We start from the raw sequence: 16,269 nt of genomic DNA, 5'->3' as shown, positions 1-16,269 counted from the left end.
CGACCCGTGATTTTCTTAGCCCTTCAGGAAGGCCACCAGCGCCGCGGTCGAGCCGTCTTTGCCCTCGGTTCCGACCTGGCCTTCCAGCACGGGTTGCAGGGCCAGCGCCAGTTCCTTGCCCAGCTCGACCCCCCATTGGTCGTAAGAGTTGATGCCAAGGATCACCCCTTCGACAAAGACCCGGTGTTCATAAAGCGCGATGATCTGGCCCAGCACGAAGGGGGTCAGCAGGTCATAGGCCAGCGTCGTGGTCGGGCGATTGCCGGGGAAGACGCGGTGGCGGGCCTGGCGTTCCAGCTCATCCCCGGTCAGGCCTTTTTTGGCCATGATGGCGCGGGCTTCATCAAGTGAGCGGCCGCGCAAAAGTGCCTCGGATTGCGCCAGGCAATTGGCGACCAGCAGCAAATGCTGATGCGCCAGATCCGGCTCATGCCCGTGACGACCGACGAGGAACTCGCATGGGATCACCCGCGTGCCCTGATGGATCAGCTGGTAAAAGGCGTGCTGGCCATTGGTGCCAGGTTCGCCCCAGACCACCGGGCCGGAATTGATCGTCAGGCTTGAGCCATCCAGCGCCACGGATTTGCCGTTACTCTCCATCTCAAGCTGCTGCAGATAGGCGGGCAGCCGCGAGAGGCGCTGCTCATAGGGCAGCACGGCACGGGTGGCGTAATCGCAGAGCTGGTTGTGCCAGATGCCGACCAGCGCCAGCAGAACCGGGATGTTTTCCGCAAAGGGCGCTTCGAGGAAGTGGCTGTCCATCGCGCGGCCACCAGCCAGGAACTGATCGAAATCCTCAGGCCCGATCGCCAGCATCAGCGCAAGGCCAATCGGCCCCCACATCGAATAGCGCCCGCCGACCCAATCCTCGAAACCGAACACACGTTCGGGCGCAATGCCGTAAGCTGCGGTTTTATCCGCCGCAGTCGAGACGGCAGCGAATTGCGCGCCGGGGTCTTTCACCACCCGGCCCATCCAGGCCTTTGCGGTATCGGCATTGGTCATCGTCTCGATGGTGGTGAAGGTTTTCGAGGCCACGATCACCAGCGTCGTTTCCGGGTTCAGCCCGGCAAGCGTGTCATGGATATGCGCCCCGTCGACGTTCGAGACGAAATGCACCCGCGGCCCGTCGGCGTAGGGCACCAGCGCCAGTGCAGCCATCGCAGGCCCCAGGTCAGAGCCACCGATACCGATATTAACCACATCGGTGATGCGCCCGCCCTGCCCCTGATACGCGCCCGAGCGCAGCTGATCGGCGAAAGCCGCCATCCGCTTGCGGGTCGCGGTGATGCCCGGGATTACATCTTCGCCATCAACCAGGATGCGGTGATCCTCACCCGCCCGCAGCGCGACATGCAAAACGGCGCGGCCCTCAGTCTCATTGATTTTCTTGCCGGAAAACATCGCGGCGCGCTTATCGGCGACGCCGGATTTTTCAGCCAGATCCAGCAAAAGATCGCGGGCTTCCGCGTCGATATTGGTCTTGGACCAGTCAAAAAGCAGCCCGTCAGCCCTGGCCGAAAACGCCGCCGCCCGACCGGCATCTGCGTTGAAGAGCGAAAGGATATGGCGATCCGCCACTTTCGCATGATGCGCCCTCAGCGCCTGCCACTTGTCCATGTTTCAGCCCTTCCGGTCCTGTTCTCACTCGGCCCAATGCACCTCGGCCAGATCCAGCACTGTGCGGATCGGGGCCTCTTCGACGGGCAAACCAGCCGCCTTTTCAATCGCTTCGCGCTTCGCCTCGCCGGTGATCAGCACATGGATATGCATGGCGTCACGCAAGACGGGCGCGGTCAGGGTCACCCTTGGCTCGACCGCAGCCTCGGATCGCATCGGCATCAAGAGCGGCGCATCAGGGGCCAGCGCATCCGTCAGACGGTCAGCCCCCGGAAAGAGCGACGCCGTATGCATATCGCCCCCCATCCCCAGAAGCAGGACAGAGATCGGCAGCGCGGCGCGAAGCCCCTCTTCCAGCGCGGGGATCCCCTCTTCCGGCGTATCGGTCGCGGTATAAAGCGGGATCAGCCGCGCATTGGCGGCCCGCCCGGTCAGCAGACGCTCACGCAGAAGCCTTGTGTTCGAGCGATCAGAGTGCTCGGGCACCCAGCGTTCGTCATTCAGCACGACCGAGACCAGAGCCCAGTCGAGATCGACGCCCGAAAGGATGTCGAAAACCGGGCCGGGCGTGGTGCCGCCGGGCACCGAAAGCGTGGCGCGGCCATCGCGGCGGATGAATTCCCCCAGTTGCGAGGCGATGCGGTCCGCCAGCTTCAGATGCAGGAAATCGCGGTCAGGATAGGCGTTGAATTTCATGAGCCGATCCCCCGCCAGCGGCGCCCGTCGCGGTGCATCAGCATCAGCGCATCTTCGGGACCAGAGGTGCCGGGATCATAGGCTTGCGGCTTATCGCCCCGCGCCTCCCATCCCTCGATGATCGGATCGGTCCAGGCCCAGGCGGCCTCGACCTCATCGCCGCGCATGAAGAGGGTCTGATTGCCACGGATCACATCCATGATCAGCCGCTCATAGGCATCAGGCACATCTTCGAGACTGTCTTTCAGCGCCTCGGCGAAGGACATATCCAATGGCACCTGGGTCAGGCGCATGCCGCCCGGGCCCGGTTCCTTGATCATCACCTTGAGGTTCATGCCCTCATCAGGCTGCAGCCGGATCACCAGCACATTGTCGCGCCAGCCCGCGTGATCGTCGAAAATCGAATGCGGCGGCTCTTTGAAGGTGATGGCGATCTCGCTTTCGCGCGCCCGCAGACGCTTGCCGGTGCGCAGGTAAAAGGGCGTGCCCTTCCAGCGCCAGTTCGAGATATTCACCTTCAGCGCGATATAGCTTTCGGTGCGGCTGGCCGGATCTTCCGAATGCTCAAGATAGCCCGCCTCGCCGCCCCCGGCCAGATACTGGCCGCGCACGATGTCTTCGGGCTGCACCGGATCCAGCGCCCGGATGACCTTGAGTTTCTCATCGCGCACCGCGTCGGGGTCAAAATGATAGGGCGGCTCCATGGCGATCAGGCACAAAAGCTGCATGATGTGGTTTTGCACCATATCGCGCATCGCGCCCGATTTGTCATAGTAAGCGCCGCGCCCGTTCACGCCGACGGTTTCCGCCACCGTGATCTGGACGTGGTCGATATATTCCGACTTCCACAGCGGCTCGAACAGGATATTCGCAAACCGCACCGCCATCAGGTTCTGCACGGTTTCTTTGCCGAGGTAATGGTCGATCCGGTAGATCTGCCGTTCCTCGAAATGCTGCGCCAGAACGGCGTTCAGCGCTTTGGCAGAGGCCAGATCGCGCCCGAAGGGTTTCTCCACCACGATCCGCGCATCCGGGCCTGCGATGCCATGGCTGGTCAGCCGTTCCGCAATCGCGCCGAACAGGGACGGCGCGACCGAGAAATAAAAGGCCTGCACCACATCGGCGCGGATCAGCTTTTTCAGATCCTTCCAGCCCTTTTCGCCGGTCGCATCAATCGTCACGAAGGACAGCCGATCCAGAAAGCCCTGGATCGCCGTCTCGTCGCGCTTTGCCTCGGGCACGAATTCGGCAATCGCACCGGCGACGAAATCGCGGAATTCCGCATCGGTCAGATCGGCACGCGCCGCGCCGATCACCCGGGCCTCGGGCAGGATCTGCCCCGCCAGCCAGCGCAGATATAGGCCGGGAAGGATTTTGCGCCGGGCCAGATCGCCGGTGCCGCCAAAGATCACAAGATCGAATATTTCGACCGGAATGACGCGCGAAGCCATGGAATCCCTGTCTGTTCTGAACCTGTCGTGATTGCGCCCCGGCCTGGCAATGGCCCGTCCGTTAGCGCTAACGTAGCATTGTCAGCCTTCTAGCTGCCGTGCATCCCCATGTCTAGCACCGGAATGTGACACCGCAAATAGCTGATACCGTCCGGGAACTGCGTGGGGGCTTCGTCCGGGGGCTGCGGCGATCAAAGACGTTCTGGAAAACCGCCTGCCCGCAGATCAGTGTCCAGCAATTCTTCCAGCAGCTTCACGATCCGGGTCGACTGCGCCTGGCCGCCAAAGGCCGCCCGCCCGCGCAGGAAGGTCTGGTTGACGGTAGAGGCCAGATCCAGCGGCACCCCGAATTCCTGGCCAAAGCCAAGCGCAAAGCCCAGATCCTTCAGCGCCATATCCATCGAGAAGCCGACATCATAGCTGCCATTCAGGATCAGCTGGCCCTCGGTCTCATGCACGAAGGAATTGCCGGAAGAGGCGGCAATCGCCTCCCACGCGGTTTTCAGATCAAGGCCGCCGCGCTTGGCCAGCATCAGCGCCTCGCCGTCGGCCACCAGATGGGTGAAGGCCAGCATATTGGTGATCACCTTGATCACCGCCGCCGAGCCCAGCTCTCCCATGTAAAAGATCTTGCCGCCGATCACCTCAAGCGCGGGGTAATGCAAATCAAAAAGGTCGCGCTCGCCGCCGGCCAGCACGGTGATCTCGCCTTTGGCGGCCATATGCACGCCGCCGGTGACCGGGGCCTCCATCATCCGAATGCCGGCGCTGCGGGCAAGGCCTGCGAAACGCAGCACATCCTCGCGCCCCAGCGTCGAATTCTCGATCCAGCTTGCACCCGGCCGCATGAAGGGCAGCATCTGCGCCAGCACGGCCTCGCTGACCTGGGGTGAGGGCAGGCAGGTAAAAACATGGTCAACCCCCGCCGCCAGTTCCTCCAGCGAAGAGGCCCGGTCGCCCCCCTTGCCGCAAAGACGGTCAACGGCGGCACTGTCGCGGTCATAGACGGTGACGTCAAATCCCGCATGCAGCAGGCTGGCAGCAAGATGCCCGCCCAGATTGCCCAGACCGACATAGCCATAACGCATGGCCGCACTCCTGATTGAGACGGATTACAAAGACATACCGCAGGGCGCGACTCGGCCCGGCGCGGGTCTCACTCAATCACCGCCCGCACAGAAGATGCAAGATCGCCATCTGTCCGATTCCGGCAGGGCAGCTATGCACCCGCCGGAACCCTTTTTCACAGAACAGGCCCCCCCAGGATCAGGCCCCCCAGCCGACGATGCCCTTGATCTCGCAGAAATCATGGATGCCCCAATCGGCATATTCGCGCCCGTTCCCCGATTGTTTATAGCCGCCAAAGGGCGCGAAAGTGTCCCAGTCCGGGTAGTTGAGGTTCACCGTCCCCGCCCGCAGACGCCGTGCGATGGGTTTCGCCTCTTCGACCGGGCCCGCGATATAGGCCGCCAGGCCATAGGGCGTGTCATTGGCCATGCGGATCGCATCATCGATGCTGTCATAGGGCAGGATCGAAAGCACCGGGCCAAAGATCTCTTCACGTGAGATGGTCATCTCATTGGTGACATCGCCAAAGATCGTCGGCTGCACATACCAGCCGCGATTGACGCCCTGAGGCCGCCCGGTGCCGCCAGCGATCAGGCTTGCGCCCTCGTCAATGCCCGCCTGAATCAGCCGCTGCACCTTGTCATATTGCGCCTTTGAGATCAGCGGCCCCATCGTGGTGGCGGTCTCTGTGGTCGGCCCGATCACCACCTCATCCGCGGCCTCTTTCGCCGCAGCATAGGCGGTCTGCGCATGGGCGCGGGGCACGAACATCCGCGTCGGCGCATCGCAGCTTTGCCCGGTATTGGCGAAACAGCCCGCAACGCCCGCCTTGACGGCCTCGGCAATATCCGCCGATGGCAGAATGATATTGGGGCTTTTGCCACCCAACTCCTGGGCCACGCGCTTCACGGTCGGCGCAGCGGCGGCGGCAATCGCAGTGCCTGCGCGGGTGGATCCGGTGAACGAGACCATATCCACCTCAGGATGCGAGGACATCCGCGCCCCCACCACCGGGCCCATCCCGTTCACCAGATTGAAGACGCCCGCAGGCACCCCGGCCTCATGGCAGACTTCGGCAAACAAAAGCCCCGAAAGCGGCGCGATCTCGGATGGCTTCAACACCATCGTGCAGCCCGCGATCAGCGCAGGCGCGACCTTGCAGGCGATCTGGTTCATAGGCCAGTTCCAGGGAGTGATCAGGGCGCAGACGCCGATCCCCTCCATCACGATGCGGGTATCGCCGCGCATATATTCCCAGGTCATCTCTTCGGCGGCTTTGATGGTGGATTCGATATGCACCTGCCCCGCCCAGGCCTGCGCACCTTTGGCCCATTCAATCGGTGCCCCCATCTCAAGCGACATCGCAAGCGCGAAATCGTCATAGCGCGCATTATAGACCTCAAGGATCCGCTTCACGAGCGCGATACGCTCTGCGACCGGAACCACCGTCCAGGCATCAAAAGCCGCCCGCGCAGCCAGGATGGCGCGATCGGCATCGGCCTCGGTGCCAAGCGCCAGCTGCCCCAGGATTTCTTCGGTGGCGGGGTTCTCGACCCCCAGATCACTGGCCCCGGGCAAAGGATCAACCCAGGCCCCGTTGATATAGAAATGCCCCAGATGCTTTGAGACCGTCATTTCTCTCTCCTGTCGCTTCACAAAGGCACATTGATTGCGCCCTCTTATATTTCCGCAGACTGAGGCGGATCACCGCCATACACAAGCACCGCCACGACCAGACCAAATACCGACGCGGCGCAAAGGCGCAGTCCACCGCGCTACAGACGCGCAGCCCCCACACGCAGCAGGGCATCGATCTCATCGCCCGGTGCCGCGCCCGCCAGCGGCGCAAAACTGCCCTCGCCCAGCATCGCAAGTGTCGCATCACGGATCGCCGCATGGGTCAGCCGCGCAATCTGGCTGCCGGCAGAGATCCGCCGCACCCCCATCGCCGCCAGATCCGCCACCGGGCAGGCCTTCAAAGGCCCCGCCGCCAGCGCATTGACGGGTGCCCTGACCGAGGCCAGAACCTGCGCCAGCCCCTCACGCCCGGGCGGCACCGGCAGATACAAAAGCCCCGCGCCGGCCGCCTCAAAGGCCTGCAAACGCCGGATCCCCTCGGCCAGGTCATAGACGCCGTTCATCACCCCATCGGCACGGGCGCAAAACACAAACGGCCGCCCAAGCGCCCGCGCGGCTGCCGCCCCGGCGCGAACCCGCTCAACCGCCAGTTCGAAATCATAGGCCGGATTGCCCGCAACCATCTGCGTATCCTCGACCGAGATCCCCGAAAGCCCAACCTCTGCCGCCAGGCGAACCGTCTCAGCCACCATCTCAGGCGCATCGCCAAAACCATTCTCGAAATCGCCCGAAAGCGGCAGATCCACCGCCGCCAGCAGATCGGCAGCATGGGCCAGGGCCTCATCGCGGCTGACACCCCCCATATCCGGCCGCCCCAGTGTGAAAGCATGAGCCGCAGATGAGGTCGCCAGCGCCTTCGCTCCCAAAGCCGCCATCATCCGCGCAGATCCCCGGTCCCAGGGATTTGGGATCACAAAACACCCCGATCTGTGCAGATCCTCAAAATCCCGATGCCGCGCCGCAAGTATCATTCATCTGTCCTCAAATATCCTCGGGGGGCGGGCGCGGGAACCGCGCCCAGGGGGGCAGACAGCCCCCCACTTTTCCCGCTCCCCATTTTCCCCGACCACCACTTTTCTCCGACCCCAACGTTTCCCCAACACAGTCACATACGGATACGCTCCGATTTCGGATCATACATCGGCACCAGGCTCACCTCAGCCTCGTGGCGCACCCCGGCCACCTCGATCTCATAGCACGAGCCCAGCAGATCCGCCTCACTCTCGCCTGCGCAGGGCACATAGCCCAGCCCGATCGCGCCCCCCAATGCATGACCATAATTAGCCGAGGTCACCGGGCCCACGATCTTCCCATCCCGCACGATCGCCTCATTGTGGAAAAGCGATACCTCCGGGTCTTGCAGCCGGAACTGCAGCATTCGCCGCCCCACGCCCTGCTCCATAACGCGCAGCACCGCATCACGGCCAATGAAATCGGGCTTTTTCACCCGCACCGCAAAGCCAAGCCCTGCCTCAAGCACATGATCCTCATCGGTAATATCATGGCCCCAATGGCGATACCCCTTTTCGATCCGGCACGAATCCAGCGCATGCAGCCCGCAAAGCCGCAGCCCCAGATCGGCCCCGGCCTCTTCCAGCGCCTCAAACACATGCGCGGTCTGATCCGAGGGGACGTAAAGCTCCCAGCCCAGCTCGCCGACATAGGTCACCCGATGCGCCCGGGCCAGACCATAGCCGACCTCAACCTCGCGCATGCTGGCAAAGGGATGCGCCTCATTTGAAAAGTCATTGGGCGAGACCCTCTGCATCAGATCCCGCGCCTTCGGCCCCATCACGCACAGAACCGATTCCGCCGCCGTCACATCGGTGATCACCACGAACTCATCACCCAGATGCCGCCGCAGCCAGGCCAGATCGCGCTGCAGCGTCGCCCCCGGCACCACCAGCATAAAGGCGCGCTCTGACAGCCGCGTGACGGTCAGATCGCTCTCGATCCCCCCCCGCGCATTCAGCATCTGCGTGTAGACGATCCGGCCCGCCGCCACATCCATCTGCCCCGCACAGACCCGGTTGAGGAAACTGACAGCGTCACGCCCCTCGACCCTGATCTTGCCGAAAGAGGTCATATCGAAAAGGCCCACGCCCTGACGCACCGCCATATGCTCGGCGCGCTGGTTCTCAAACCAGTTCTGGCGGCCCCAGGCATAACGATATTCGCGTTCCTGGCCGGGGTTTGCGAACCAGTTCGCCCGCTCCCAGCCCGCGACCTCGCCAAAGACCGCGCCCCGCGCCTGCAGATGCCCATGCAACGGTGTGCGCCGCACCCCCCGCGCCGTCGCCATCTGACGGTAGGGATAATGGTCGGCGTAAAGCAGGCCCAGCGTCTCGGTCACCCGGTCTTTCAGATAGCGGCGATTGCGCTGGAAGGGCTGGGCGCGGCGGATATCGACATCCCACAGATCAAACGGCGCCTCCCCCGTGGTGATCCATTCCGCCAGCGCCATGCCCGCGCCCCCGGATGAGACAATCCCGACCGAGTTATAGCCCGCCGCCACCCAATAGCCGCCCAGCTCTGGCGCAGGGCCCAGATAATAGCGATCATCGGGGGTAAAGCTTTCGGGTCCGTTAAAGAAGGTATGGATCCCGGCGGTCTGGAACATCGGCATCCGGTTCGCGGCATCCTCCAGGATCGGCGCGAAATGATCCCAATCTTCGGGCAGGGTGTCGAATTCGAAATCCTCCCGGATGCCCGCCATGCCCCAGGGTTTGGCGACCGGCTCAAAGGCGCCGATCATCATCTTGCCGGCATCGGTCTTGTAATAGGCGCATTCATCTGGAACCCGCAGAACCGGCATATCGGTCAGGCCCGCGACAGGCTCGGTGATCAGGTAGAAATGCTCGCAGGCATGCAGCGGCAGCGTCACACCCGAGGCTGCGGCCAGATCGCGGCCCCACATGCCGCCGCAATTGATCACCACATCCGCAGCGATATGGCCCGGCCCATCCGGCCCGATATAGTCAACGCCGCTGACCTGGCGACGCCCGCCCACAGCCGGCCCCTCGGTCACGCCCGTGACCTTGACGCCCTCGAACACTTTCGCGCCACGCATCCGGGCACCTTTGGCCAGCGCCATGGCGATATTGGCGGGATCACATTGCCCATCCCCGGGCAGATGCACGCCGCCAATCACCCCATCCGTGTTAAGATGCGGATACATCGCCTTGATTTCAGTGGGGGAAATCTCTCCAACCTCAACCCCGAAAATCCGCGCCACCGTCGCCTGGCGCAGGATCTCCTGCATGCGGTCCCCGGTCAGCGCCACCGTCATCGAGCCGACCCGCTTCAGCCCGGTTGCAACCCCGGTCTCTTCTTCCAGCCTGCTGTAAAGATCCGCCGAATACTTCGCCAGCCGGGTCATATTCTGATTAGCCCGCAGCTGCCCGATCAGCCCCGCCGCATGCCAGGTGGTGCCTGAGGTCAGCTTGCGCCGCTCAAGCAGCACCACATCCGTCCAGCCCGCTTTTGCCAGATGATAGGCAACCGAACAGCCCGAGACGCCGCCCCCAATTACCACCGCCCGCGCCGTTTTTGGTACATCCACCAAGATGTTAGCCCTTCTTCTTTGTATAAATGTCCCGGGGGCTCTGCCCCGGACGTTCCCTCAGCTCAGGCGCGGATCCGCAGATTTTGCGGATCCCAGAGCGGGCCATCCGCCTGCACCACCGCCGCATGCCTTTGCCCGAAGATCTCAACCTCCAGAACCTCACCCGGAACATTCAGATCAGCCCGCAACATACCAAGACCAATCGATTTTCCGACACGGTGACCATAATAGCCCGAGGTCACTTCCCCCACGGCCTGATCGCCTTTCCAGATCGTCGCCATATAGGGCGCATCATAGGCCCCGGCCTCGATCACCAGGGTGGTAAACCGCTTTGTAACTCCGGCCTGGCGCTCTGCCAAAAGCGCCTCGCGGCCGCGGAACGCGGGCTTGTCCCAGTCAACAAATCTCTCAAGACCGCCCTGCAACAGGCTGTAATCAGTGGAAAGATCGCCTTTCCAGGCCCGATACCCCTTTTCGATCCGCAAAGCGTTCAGCGCGAACATGCCAAAGGGCTTAAGCCCCAAAGGCCCGCCCGCCCGCATCAGCGCCTGGCGCACCGCAGGCATATCGGCGTTTTCCGCATGGATTTCCCAGCCCAGCTCGCCCGCGAAACTGACCCGCGCCAGCCAGACCTCACGCCCGGCAATCCGGCCCGTCTGATGCGAAAGCCAGCCCTTCGCCAGATCCGCCTCGGCCCCGGCGGCCTGCAAAACCTCGCGCGCCTTTGGCCCGGTCAGGATCTGGCAGGACCAGTCATCGGTCAGCTCGGAAAGGCTCAGCCCCGGTGCCAGATACCGCTCCAGCCAGGCGCGGTCATGCGCCTGGGCCGTCGCTGCCGTGATCAGCAAAAACGCATCATCGGCAAGACGGGCCACCGACATCTCTGTGACGATCCGCCCCCGGTGATCGGCGAAATAGGCCAGCCCCAGTCGCCCCGGGGCTGGCAGTCTGCCGGTGATCTGCGCCGAAAGCCAGTCTGCCGCACCCGCACCCGAGAGGTGGTAGCGCGAGAACCCGGGCAGATCGAGAATGCCGCAGGCATCCCGCACCGCCTCACATTCCGCCTTCACGGCAGCAAACCATGGTCCCTGACGCGCCCATGTTCGCTGCGCCGCCTCAGAGACATCGTCGCCAGGCCGCGCATACCAAAGCGCACGCTCCCAGCCGTTGAATGGCCCGAACTGCGCGCCCAGAGCGGCGACATCCGTATGCACGGGCGACAGCTTTTTGTCGCGCCCCGCCCCCCAGACATGATGCGGAAAATGCATCGCATATTCATGGCCATAGACTTCCTTGCCCTTGGCCACGCAGTAATCGTGGTCCTCAAACCCGGTGAAACGGCGCGGATCGCAAGACCACATATCCCATTCGGTCGTCCCCTCAGTCACCCATTCGGCCAGAACCTTGCCCGCACCACCGCCCTGACAGATGCCAAAGGTGAAAACGCAGGCCTCAAAGGCATTGGGCACCCCAGGCATCGGCCCGATCAGCGGGTTGCCATCGGGCGTGTAAGGGATCGGCCCGTTGATCACCTTTTGCAAAGCCGCCTTCTCCAAAAGCGGCACCCGCGCCATCGCATCGGCGATATGCCATTCCAGCCGCTCCAGATCATCGGGGAAAAGCTGGAAACTGAAATCCTCGGGCATCGGGTCATCAGGCGTCGCCCAATGCGCCCGGCAGGGGTTCTCATAGGGGCCAAGATTAAAGCCCATCTTCTCTTGGCGCAGGTAATAGCTGCTGTCGACATCGCGCAGCAAAGGCAACTTATGCCCGCTTTCCGCCGACCAGGCCGCCAGCTCGGGGATGGTGTCGAACAGAAGATACTGATGGCTCATCACCATCATCGGCACCCTTCGCCCGAACATCCGCCCCACCTCAGCCGCGTAATAGCCGCCCGCATTGACGACATATTCCGCCCGCACCTCGCCCTTCGGGGTCGTCAGAACCCACTCGCTGCCCGTCCACTTCGCCGCTGTCACCGGGCAAAAGCGCTCAATCCGCGCCCCCATCTGCCGCGCCCCCGCCGCCAGCGCCTGGGTCAGCTGTGCCGGATCAATATCCCCATCATAAGGATCATAAAGCGCCCCGCTCAGATCATGGGTCTCAAGAAAGGGATAGCGCCCGCGGATCTCATCCGCGCCCAACACCTCAAGATCCATCCCCTGGGCCCGCCCCATCCCGGCAACACGCCTGAACTCCAAAAGCCGCTCGGCACTATGGCCCAGACGCAGCGATCCGGTGACATGGTAATTCATCGGATAACCAACCTCTTCGCCCAGCCCCCGATAAAGCCCCGCCGAATAACGCTGCATATTCATGATCGACCAGGAGGCCGAAAACGTCGGCACATTCCCCGCCGCATGCCAGGTCGAGCCCGCCGTCAGCTCGTTCTTCTCCAGCAAGATCACATCGCGCCACCCTGCTTTCGCCAGGTGATAAAGCGCCGAGACGCCAACCACGCCCCCCCCGATAATCGCAACCCTTGCGCTGGCGAATTCCGACATGCTGGCCCCCATCTGTTCGCGGCCACTATTCGCCAGCTCTCTTCCCCTTTCAATTCGGCCGCGCCCCACCTATTGATCGGGTAATCCGATCAGCGCCTGCCGCCTTTTCATCTGTCCAAAAATATCCCGGGGGTCCGGGGGCTGGCCCCCGGCTTTGACCATGCAAATCGAACTTATCGAGACCTTCCTCGACCTCGCTGAAAGCCGCAGCTTCCACCGCAGCGCCGAGCGTCTGGGGCTAACCCAATCCACCGTCTCGGCCCGCCTCGTCAGCCTTGAAACCGCGCTTGGCACCCGGCTTTTCGACCGCTCGCGCTCTGGCACGGCGCTTACCACCGAGGGCAAACGGTTCGAACCCCATGCCCGCATGCTGCGCCATCAGTGGAATGAGGCCAAGCGCCATATCCAGATCCCCAGCGGCACCGGGCATCTGCTGCGCCTTGGCATTCAGAACGATCTTTCCGCGATCTATCTTGGCGATTGGGTGGCCGAAATCCGTCGCACCTTCCCGCAGATCGCGCTTTATATCGAGCCCGATTACTCAAACCAGATGTGCACGGATCTGCTGACCGGGGTGCTGGACTTCGCGGTCATGTTCTCGCCAAAGCCGCATCCTGATCTGCATTTTGAAAGCCTGGGGGATGCCTGCTATCACATGGTCTCAACCCTGACAGATCGTCTCTCTGATGTGCAGCCAGAGCGCTTTATCTTCTCGCATTTCTCGCCCGCTTTTCAGGAGATGCACCGCCAGATCACGCCAGAGCTGGCCGAGGCCCCGATCTCGGTCGGCCAAAGCGGCTCGGTCGCCTCGCTTCTGATGGGGATGGGCGGCACGGGCTATGTGCTGGAACCAACCGCCCGTGAGATGATCGCCGCAGGTCGGGTGCGGGCGGTCAGCGACGCGCCGGTTTTGCGCCAGCCGGTCTATGCCGCGATGCATATCCGCCACCGGATCACGCCTTTGCACCGCAAGCTGACGCGAATCGTCAGCCGCCAGCCCGCCCCGGCCGGGGAACAGGCACCAGGCTGATCCCCCGCAAAGCTGATCGCCGAAAAAGGATATTGCCCAATCGGGCCGCGTTGCCGCTCGCAGCCCGATTGCGAAACCCGAAACCGCCCGCGCTCAGGCGCGGCGGATCGGGTTGCTCCAGGCCCTGCGCCCGGCTGCATCAATCACCACCACCCGCAGCCAGGGCGTATCGCTTTGCCATTGCAAAGACAGCTCGGCCCGGGTCAGCGACTTGCCCCAAAGGCAGTTCGAGCTGGAGCCCTGGCCAAGCGCAATCACCCGCTCGACCGCCGAGCATTCGACATGGACAGTATCCCCCGCGACCCGGAAATCATGGATCTCGGGGCCTTCGCTCGAATAGAAATCGCCCCGTTTCAGCGCGGCCAGCAAGGCCTCGGGGGTGTTTTCCTCGGCTTTCACCATGGTCCAGCCGCCGAAATAATCGGGGTCTTTGAAATGTGAATCATCGGTCGCAATCAGCGAAAGGTCACGCCCCTCAGAGATCAGCAGATCGGCAATCTGGGTGCCATCGCCACGATCATTGCAGACGGCTGACCCGTGATTGTAGATCTCAACCGCATGGGCGGCGGTGATCGAGCGCGCATCGGCCAGCGTCATCCCCGACCATTGCGGATGGGCGATGGTGACAAAAGCCCCCGCCGCCGCAGCCCGGGCCGCAAGCGCCGGGCCGCTTTCCTGATCGGGCGCGGCCCGCCAGTCCCGGGCGCCGATCTTCGGGAAATCGGCGGGCAGACCAACGGCAAGGATATGCCACAGCTCGCCGTTTTCCATCGCGCCGGAATGCAGCTCGGCCCCCAGAATGGTGGTGAAATCCGCCTGGCGGAACGGCGTGGTATCGACCAGCGGATAATCATAGATCCCGACGTAATGATCGGTCAGCGCCAGGAAGTCATAGCCCTCGGCCCGGTAACGGCGACAGACCTCTTCGGGGGTCAGCGCCCCGTCGGAACGGTTGGAATGGCTGTGCAGATTGCCGCGCCAAAAGCGGCCAGGGGCGGAAAAGGCGGATTGGCGGGTCATGAAGGCTCCGGTAGCAGGATGGGCAGATGGCAAGGGGTGGACAGGTGCTCAGCGCATGCAGGCTGCGGCGAACGGGCGGTATATGCAAGGTTCTGACAACGGCAATATGACAGCCCGATTTGCGGTTTAACGCCCGATTTAACGCAAGGTTCAACGCAAGGTTTCGTGGGCCGATCCTGACACAGCCAGATCACAGCACGGGCAGATCACAGCACGGGCAGATCACAGCACGGGCAGATCACGGCACGGGCAGATCACGGCGCAGACTGCCTTATCGCAGGGGGCCAGCGCAAGAGCCCGCACAAGAGGCCAGCGCAGAAGCCGCAACAGCCCTGCCATCAGCTGCGGCAAAGCCTTATGAGCGGGCTGCGGCTGCGGCCGAACGGGCTTTTCGCCGCCGCTTTGGCGCTGCCCTCTTTCCTTGTGCGTCATTTGATTTATGCTGGCCCCGAAATGGCTGGGGATCCGAATGACACGCGCAATAGATTATGGAAACCTGATGCACCAGGCCATGCGCGGCCTGATCCGCAACGTGCTGGAAGATGTCGCCAAAAACGGCCTTCCTGGTGACCATCACTTCTTCATCACCTTTGACACCCACCATCCCGATGTCGCCATCGCCGACTGGCTGCGTGAACGTTATCCCAATGAGATGACCGTGGTATTGCAGCACTGGTACACCGGGCTTGAGGTCACCGATCAGGGCTTTTCGGTCACGCTGAACTTTGGCAACTCGCCCGAGCCGCTGGTGATCCCCTTTGATGCGGTGCTGACCTTTGTCGACCCTTCGGTCGAATTCGGGCTGCGCTTTGAAAGCCAGCATGAGGATGACGAGGATGACGAGGCGGCTGACGCCGGCGATGACAGCGATGACGGCGAGCCAGCCCCTCGCCAGGAGGCAGAGGTCGTCAGCCTCGATAAGTTCCGCAAAACCTGAGATCTGAAGGCGGAAATCGCAGGTCCAAAGGCCTGAGACCCGAAATCAGGCCCCCGGCTGCGGCTATGGCACTGCCGCCGGGCCGCCCCCTGCGATCAGATCAGCACGGTGCCCCCATAGGGCCACAAGTGGCGCGACCAACAGACAGGAAGTTCATTGGAAAGCGATCTTGCATTGTTCCGGCGGCGCCTTTTGCGCAATCCCCGCCAGGTCTCGGCCATCGCGCCCTCTTCGCGCACGCTTGCCCGGGCGATGACGCTAGGGATCGGCCCCAATACCGGCCAGGTGGTCGAGTTCGGCCCCGGCACCGGACGCTTTACCGAGGCCCTGCTGGCACGCGGTCTGCCGCCGCAAAACCTGACGCTTTTCGAGCTGGATGAGGAATTCGTCGCCCATCTGCGCCAGAAGTTCCCCGGCGTAAGGGTGTTGCAGGCCGGGGCCGAGACGGCGGGCCAGGTGATGACGGAAAAGGTTTCGACAGTGATTTCGGGGCTGCCGCTGCTGTCGATGCCCGAGGATATTCGCCAGGCGATTGTCGGGGCCGCTTTTGAGGTTCTGGCGCCGCGCGGCAGCTATGTGCAATTCACCTATGGTCCGCGCCCGCCGCTGCCCCCCGAGACCATCGAGGCGCTTGGGCTGCGGGTGAACAAGGGTCACAAGATCTGGGCCAATCTGCCGCCTGCCCGCGTCTATCGCTTTCGTCGCGCCTGAGTGCGAAATCCTGCCCGCGAAAATCTGGC

At 63.0% G+C, this 16,269-nt stretch carries 12 protein-coding genes; 3 read left to right on the top strand and 9 right to left on the bottom strand.

Going from position 1 to position 16,269, the window contains the following annotated elements; genetic code table 11:
• Positions 1-15 precede the first annotated feature (15 nt).
• The 8 genes from pgi to HOY34_RS11810 all read right to left on the bottom strand — a co-directional run bounded on the left by pgi (position 16) and on the right by HOY34_RS11810 (position 12,542).
• Positions 16-1,620: a glucose-6-phosphate isomerase gene (gene pgi / locus HOY34_RS11845; RefSeq protein WP_172363075.1), complete on the bottom strand. Its 1,605-nt coding sequence runs from the start codon at positions 1,618-1,620 to the stop codon at positions 16-18.
• A gap of 24 nt (positions 1,621-1,644) precedes the next feature.
• Entirely contained in the window at positions 1,645-2,316 is a 672-nt protein-coding gene (gene pgl, locus HOY34_RS11840; protein ID WP_172363073.1) for a 6-phosphogluconolactonase, read from the bottom strand.
• Positions 2,313-3,767 carry a glucose-6-phosphate dehydrogenase gene (gene zwf / locus HOY34_RS11835; RefSeq protein ID WP_172363071.1) on the bottom strand — a complete coding sequence of 485 codons (1,455 nt, stop codon included), beginning with the start codon at positions 3,765-3,767 and terminating at the stop codon, positions 2,313-2,315. Before zwf ends, pgl begins: the two co-directional genes overlap by 4 nt.
• A 191-nt stretch (positions 3,768-3,958) precedes the next feature.
• A complete protein-coding gene (locus HOY34_RS11830) occupies positions 3,959-4,855 on the bottom strand; it encodes an NAD(P)-dependent oxidoreductase (protein WP_172363069.1) in 897 nt (298 codons plus the stop codon).
• 178 nt (positions 4,856-5,033) lie between these two features.
• A complete protein-coding gene (locus HOY34_RS11825; protein WP_172363067.1) occupies positions 5,034-6,470 on the bottom strand; it encodes an aldehyde dehydrogenase family protein in 1,437 nt (478 codons plus the stop codon).
• 140 nt (positions 6,471-6,610) lie between these two features.
• The gene (locus HOY34_RS11820; protein ID WP_172363065.1) at positions 6,611-7,444 is read right to left on the bottom strand and encodes an isocitrate lyase/PEP mutase family protein; all 834 of its coding nucleotides are present in this window, start codon (positions 7,442-7,444) and stop codon (positions 6,611-6,613) included.
• 134 nt (positions 7,445-7,578) lie between these two features.
• Entirely contained in the window at positions 7,579-10,038 is a 2,460-nt protein-coding gene (locus tag HOY34_RS11815; protein WP_172363063.1) for a GcvT family protein, read from the bottom strand.
• A 62-nt stretch (positions 10,039-10,100) separates the two neighbouring features.
• Positions 10,101-12,542: a GcvT family protein gene (locus HOY34_RS11810; RefSeq protein WP_172363061.1), complete on the bottom strand. Its 2,442-nt coding sequence runs from the start codon at positions 12,540-12,542 to the stop codon at positions 10,101-10,103.
• Positions 12,543-12,702: 160 nt separating this feature from the next.
• Between HOY34_RS11810 and HOY34_RS11805 the strand changes: the two genes are divergently transcribed.
• Complete coding sequence (locus HOY34_RS11805) at positions 12,703-13,572, top strand: LysR family transcriptional regulator (RefSeq protein WP_172363059.1); 870 nt, start codon at positions 12,703-12,705, stop codon at positions 13,570-13,572.
• Between the two features lie 93 nt (positions 13,573-13,665).
• Here HOY34_RS11805 and HOY34_RS11800 read toward each other — a convergent pair whose 3' ends face one another.
• Complete coding sequence (locus HOY34_RS11800) at positions 13,666-14,592, bottom strand: PHP domain-containing protein (RefSeq protein WP_172363057.1); 927 nt, start codon at positions 14,590-14,592, stop codon at positions 13,666-13,668.
• A 469-nt stretch (positions 14,593-15,061) separates the two neighbouring features.
• Between HOY34_RS11800 and HOY34_RS11795 the strand changes: the two genes are divergently transcribed.
• Both HOY34_RS11795 and HOY34_RS11790 read left to right on the top strand, forming a co-directional pair.
• Complete coding sequence (locus tag HOY34_RS11795; RefSeq protein WP_172363055.1) at positions 15,062-15,529, top strand: SspB family protein; 468 nt, start codon at positions 15,062-15,064, stop codon at positions 15,527-15,529.
• Between the two features lie 156 nt (positions 15,530-15,685).
• Positions 15,686-16,240, top strand: a complete 555-nt coding sequence (locus tag HOY34_RS11790; protein ID WP_172363054.1) for a class I SAM-dependent methyltransferase — start codon at positions 15,686-15,688, stop codon at positions 16,238-16,240.
• Positions 16,241-16,269 lie beyond the last annotated feature (29 nt).

This window comes from Pseudogemmobacter hezensis (genome assembly GCF_013155295.1).
Classification (GTDB): domain Bacteria; phylum Pseudomonadota; class Alphaproteobacteria; order Rhodobacterales; family Rhodobacteraceae; genus Pseudogemmobacter; species Pseudogemmobacter hezensis.
This window is presented reverse-complemented; position numbering and strand designations above follow the sequence as displayed.

Excerpts from the sequence above, each read along its gene's own strand:
- HOY34_RS11795 (WP_172363055.1), top strand. The coding sequence starts at position 15,062 with ATGACACGCGCAATAGATTATGGAAACCTGATGCACCAGGCCATGCGC.
- HOY34_RS11830 (WP_172363069.1), bottom strand. The coding sequence starts at position 4,855 with ATGCGTTATGGCTATGTCGGTCTGGGCAATCTGGGCGGGCATCTTGCT.
- pgl (WP_172363073.1), bottom strand. The coding sequence starts at position 2,316 with ATGAAATTCAACGCCTATCCTGACCGCGATTTCCTGCATCTGAAGCTG.
- HOY34_RS11810 (WP_172363061.1), bottom strand. The coding sequence starts at position 12,542 with ATGTCGGAATTCGCCAGCGCAAGGGTTGCGATTATCGGGGGGGGCGTG.
- HOY34_RS11805 (WP_172363059.1), top strand. The coding sequence starts at position 12,703 with ATGCAAATCGAACTTATCGAGACCTTCCTCGACCTCGCTGAAAGCCGC.
- zwf (WP_172363071.1), bottom strand. The coding sequence starts at position 3,767 with ATGGCTTCGCGCGTCATTCCGGTCGAAATATTCGATCTTGTGATCTTT.
- pgi (WP_172363075.1), bottom strand. The coding sequence starts at position 1,620 with ATGGACAAGTGGCAGGCGCTGAGGGCGCATCATGCGAAAGTGGCGGAT.
- HOY34_RS11820 (WP_172363065.1), bottom strand. The coding sequence starts at position 7,444 with ATGATACTTGCGGCGCGGCATCGGGATTTTGAGGATCTGCACAGATCG.
- HOY34_RS11800 (WP_172363057.1), bottom strand. The coding sequence starts at position 14,592 with ATGACCCGCCAATCCGCCTTTTCCGCCCCTGGCCGCTTTTGGCGCGGC.
- HOY34_RS11825 (WP_172363067.1), bottom strand. The coding sequence starts at position 6,470 with ATGACGGTCTCAAAGCATCTGGGGCATTTCTATATCAACGGGGCCTGG.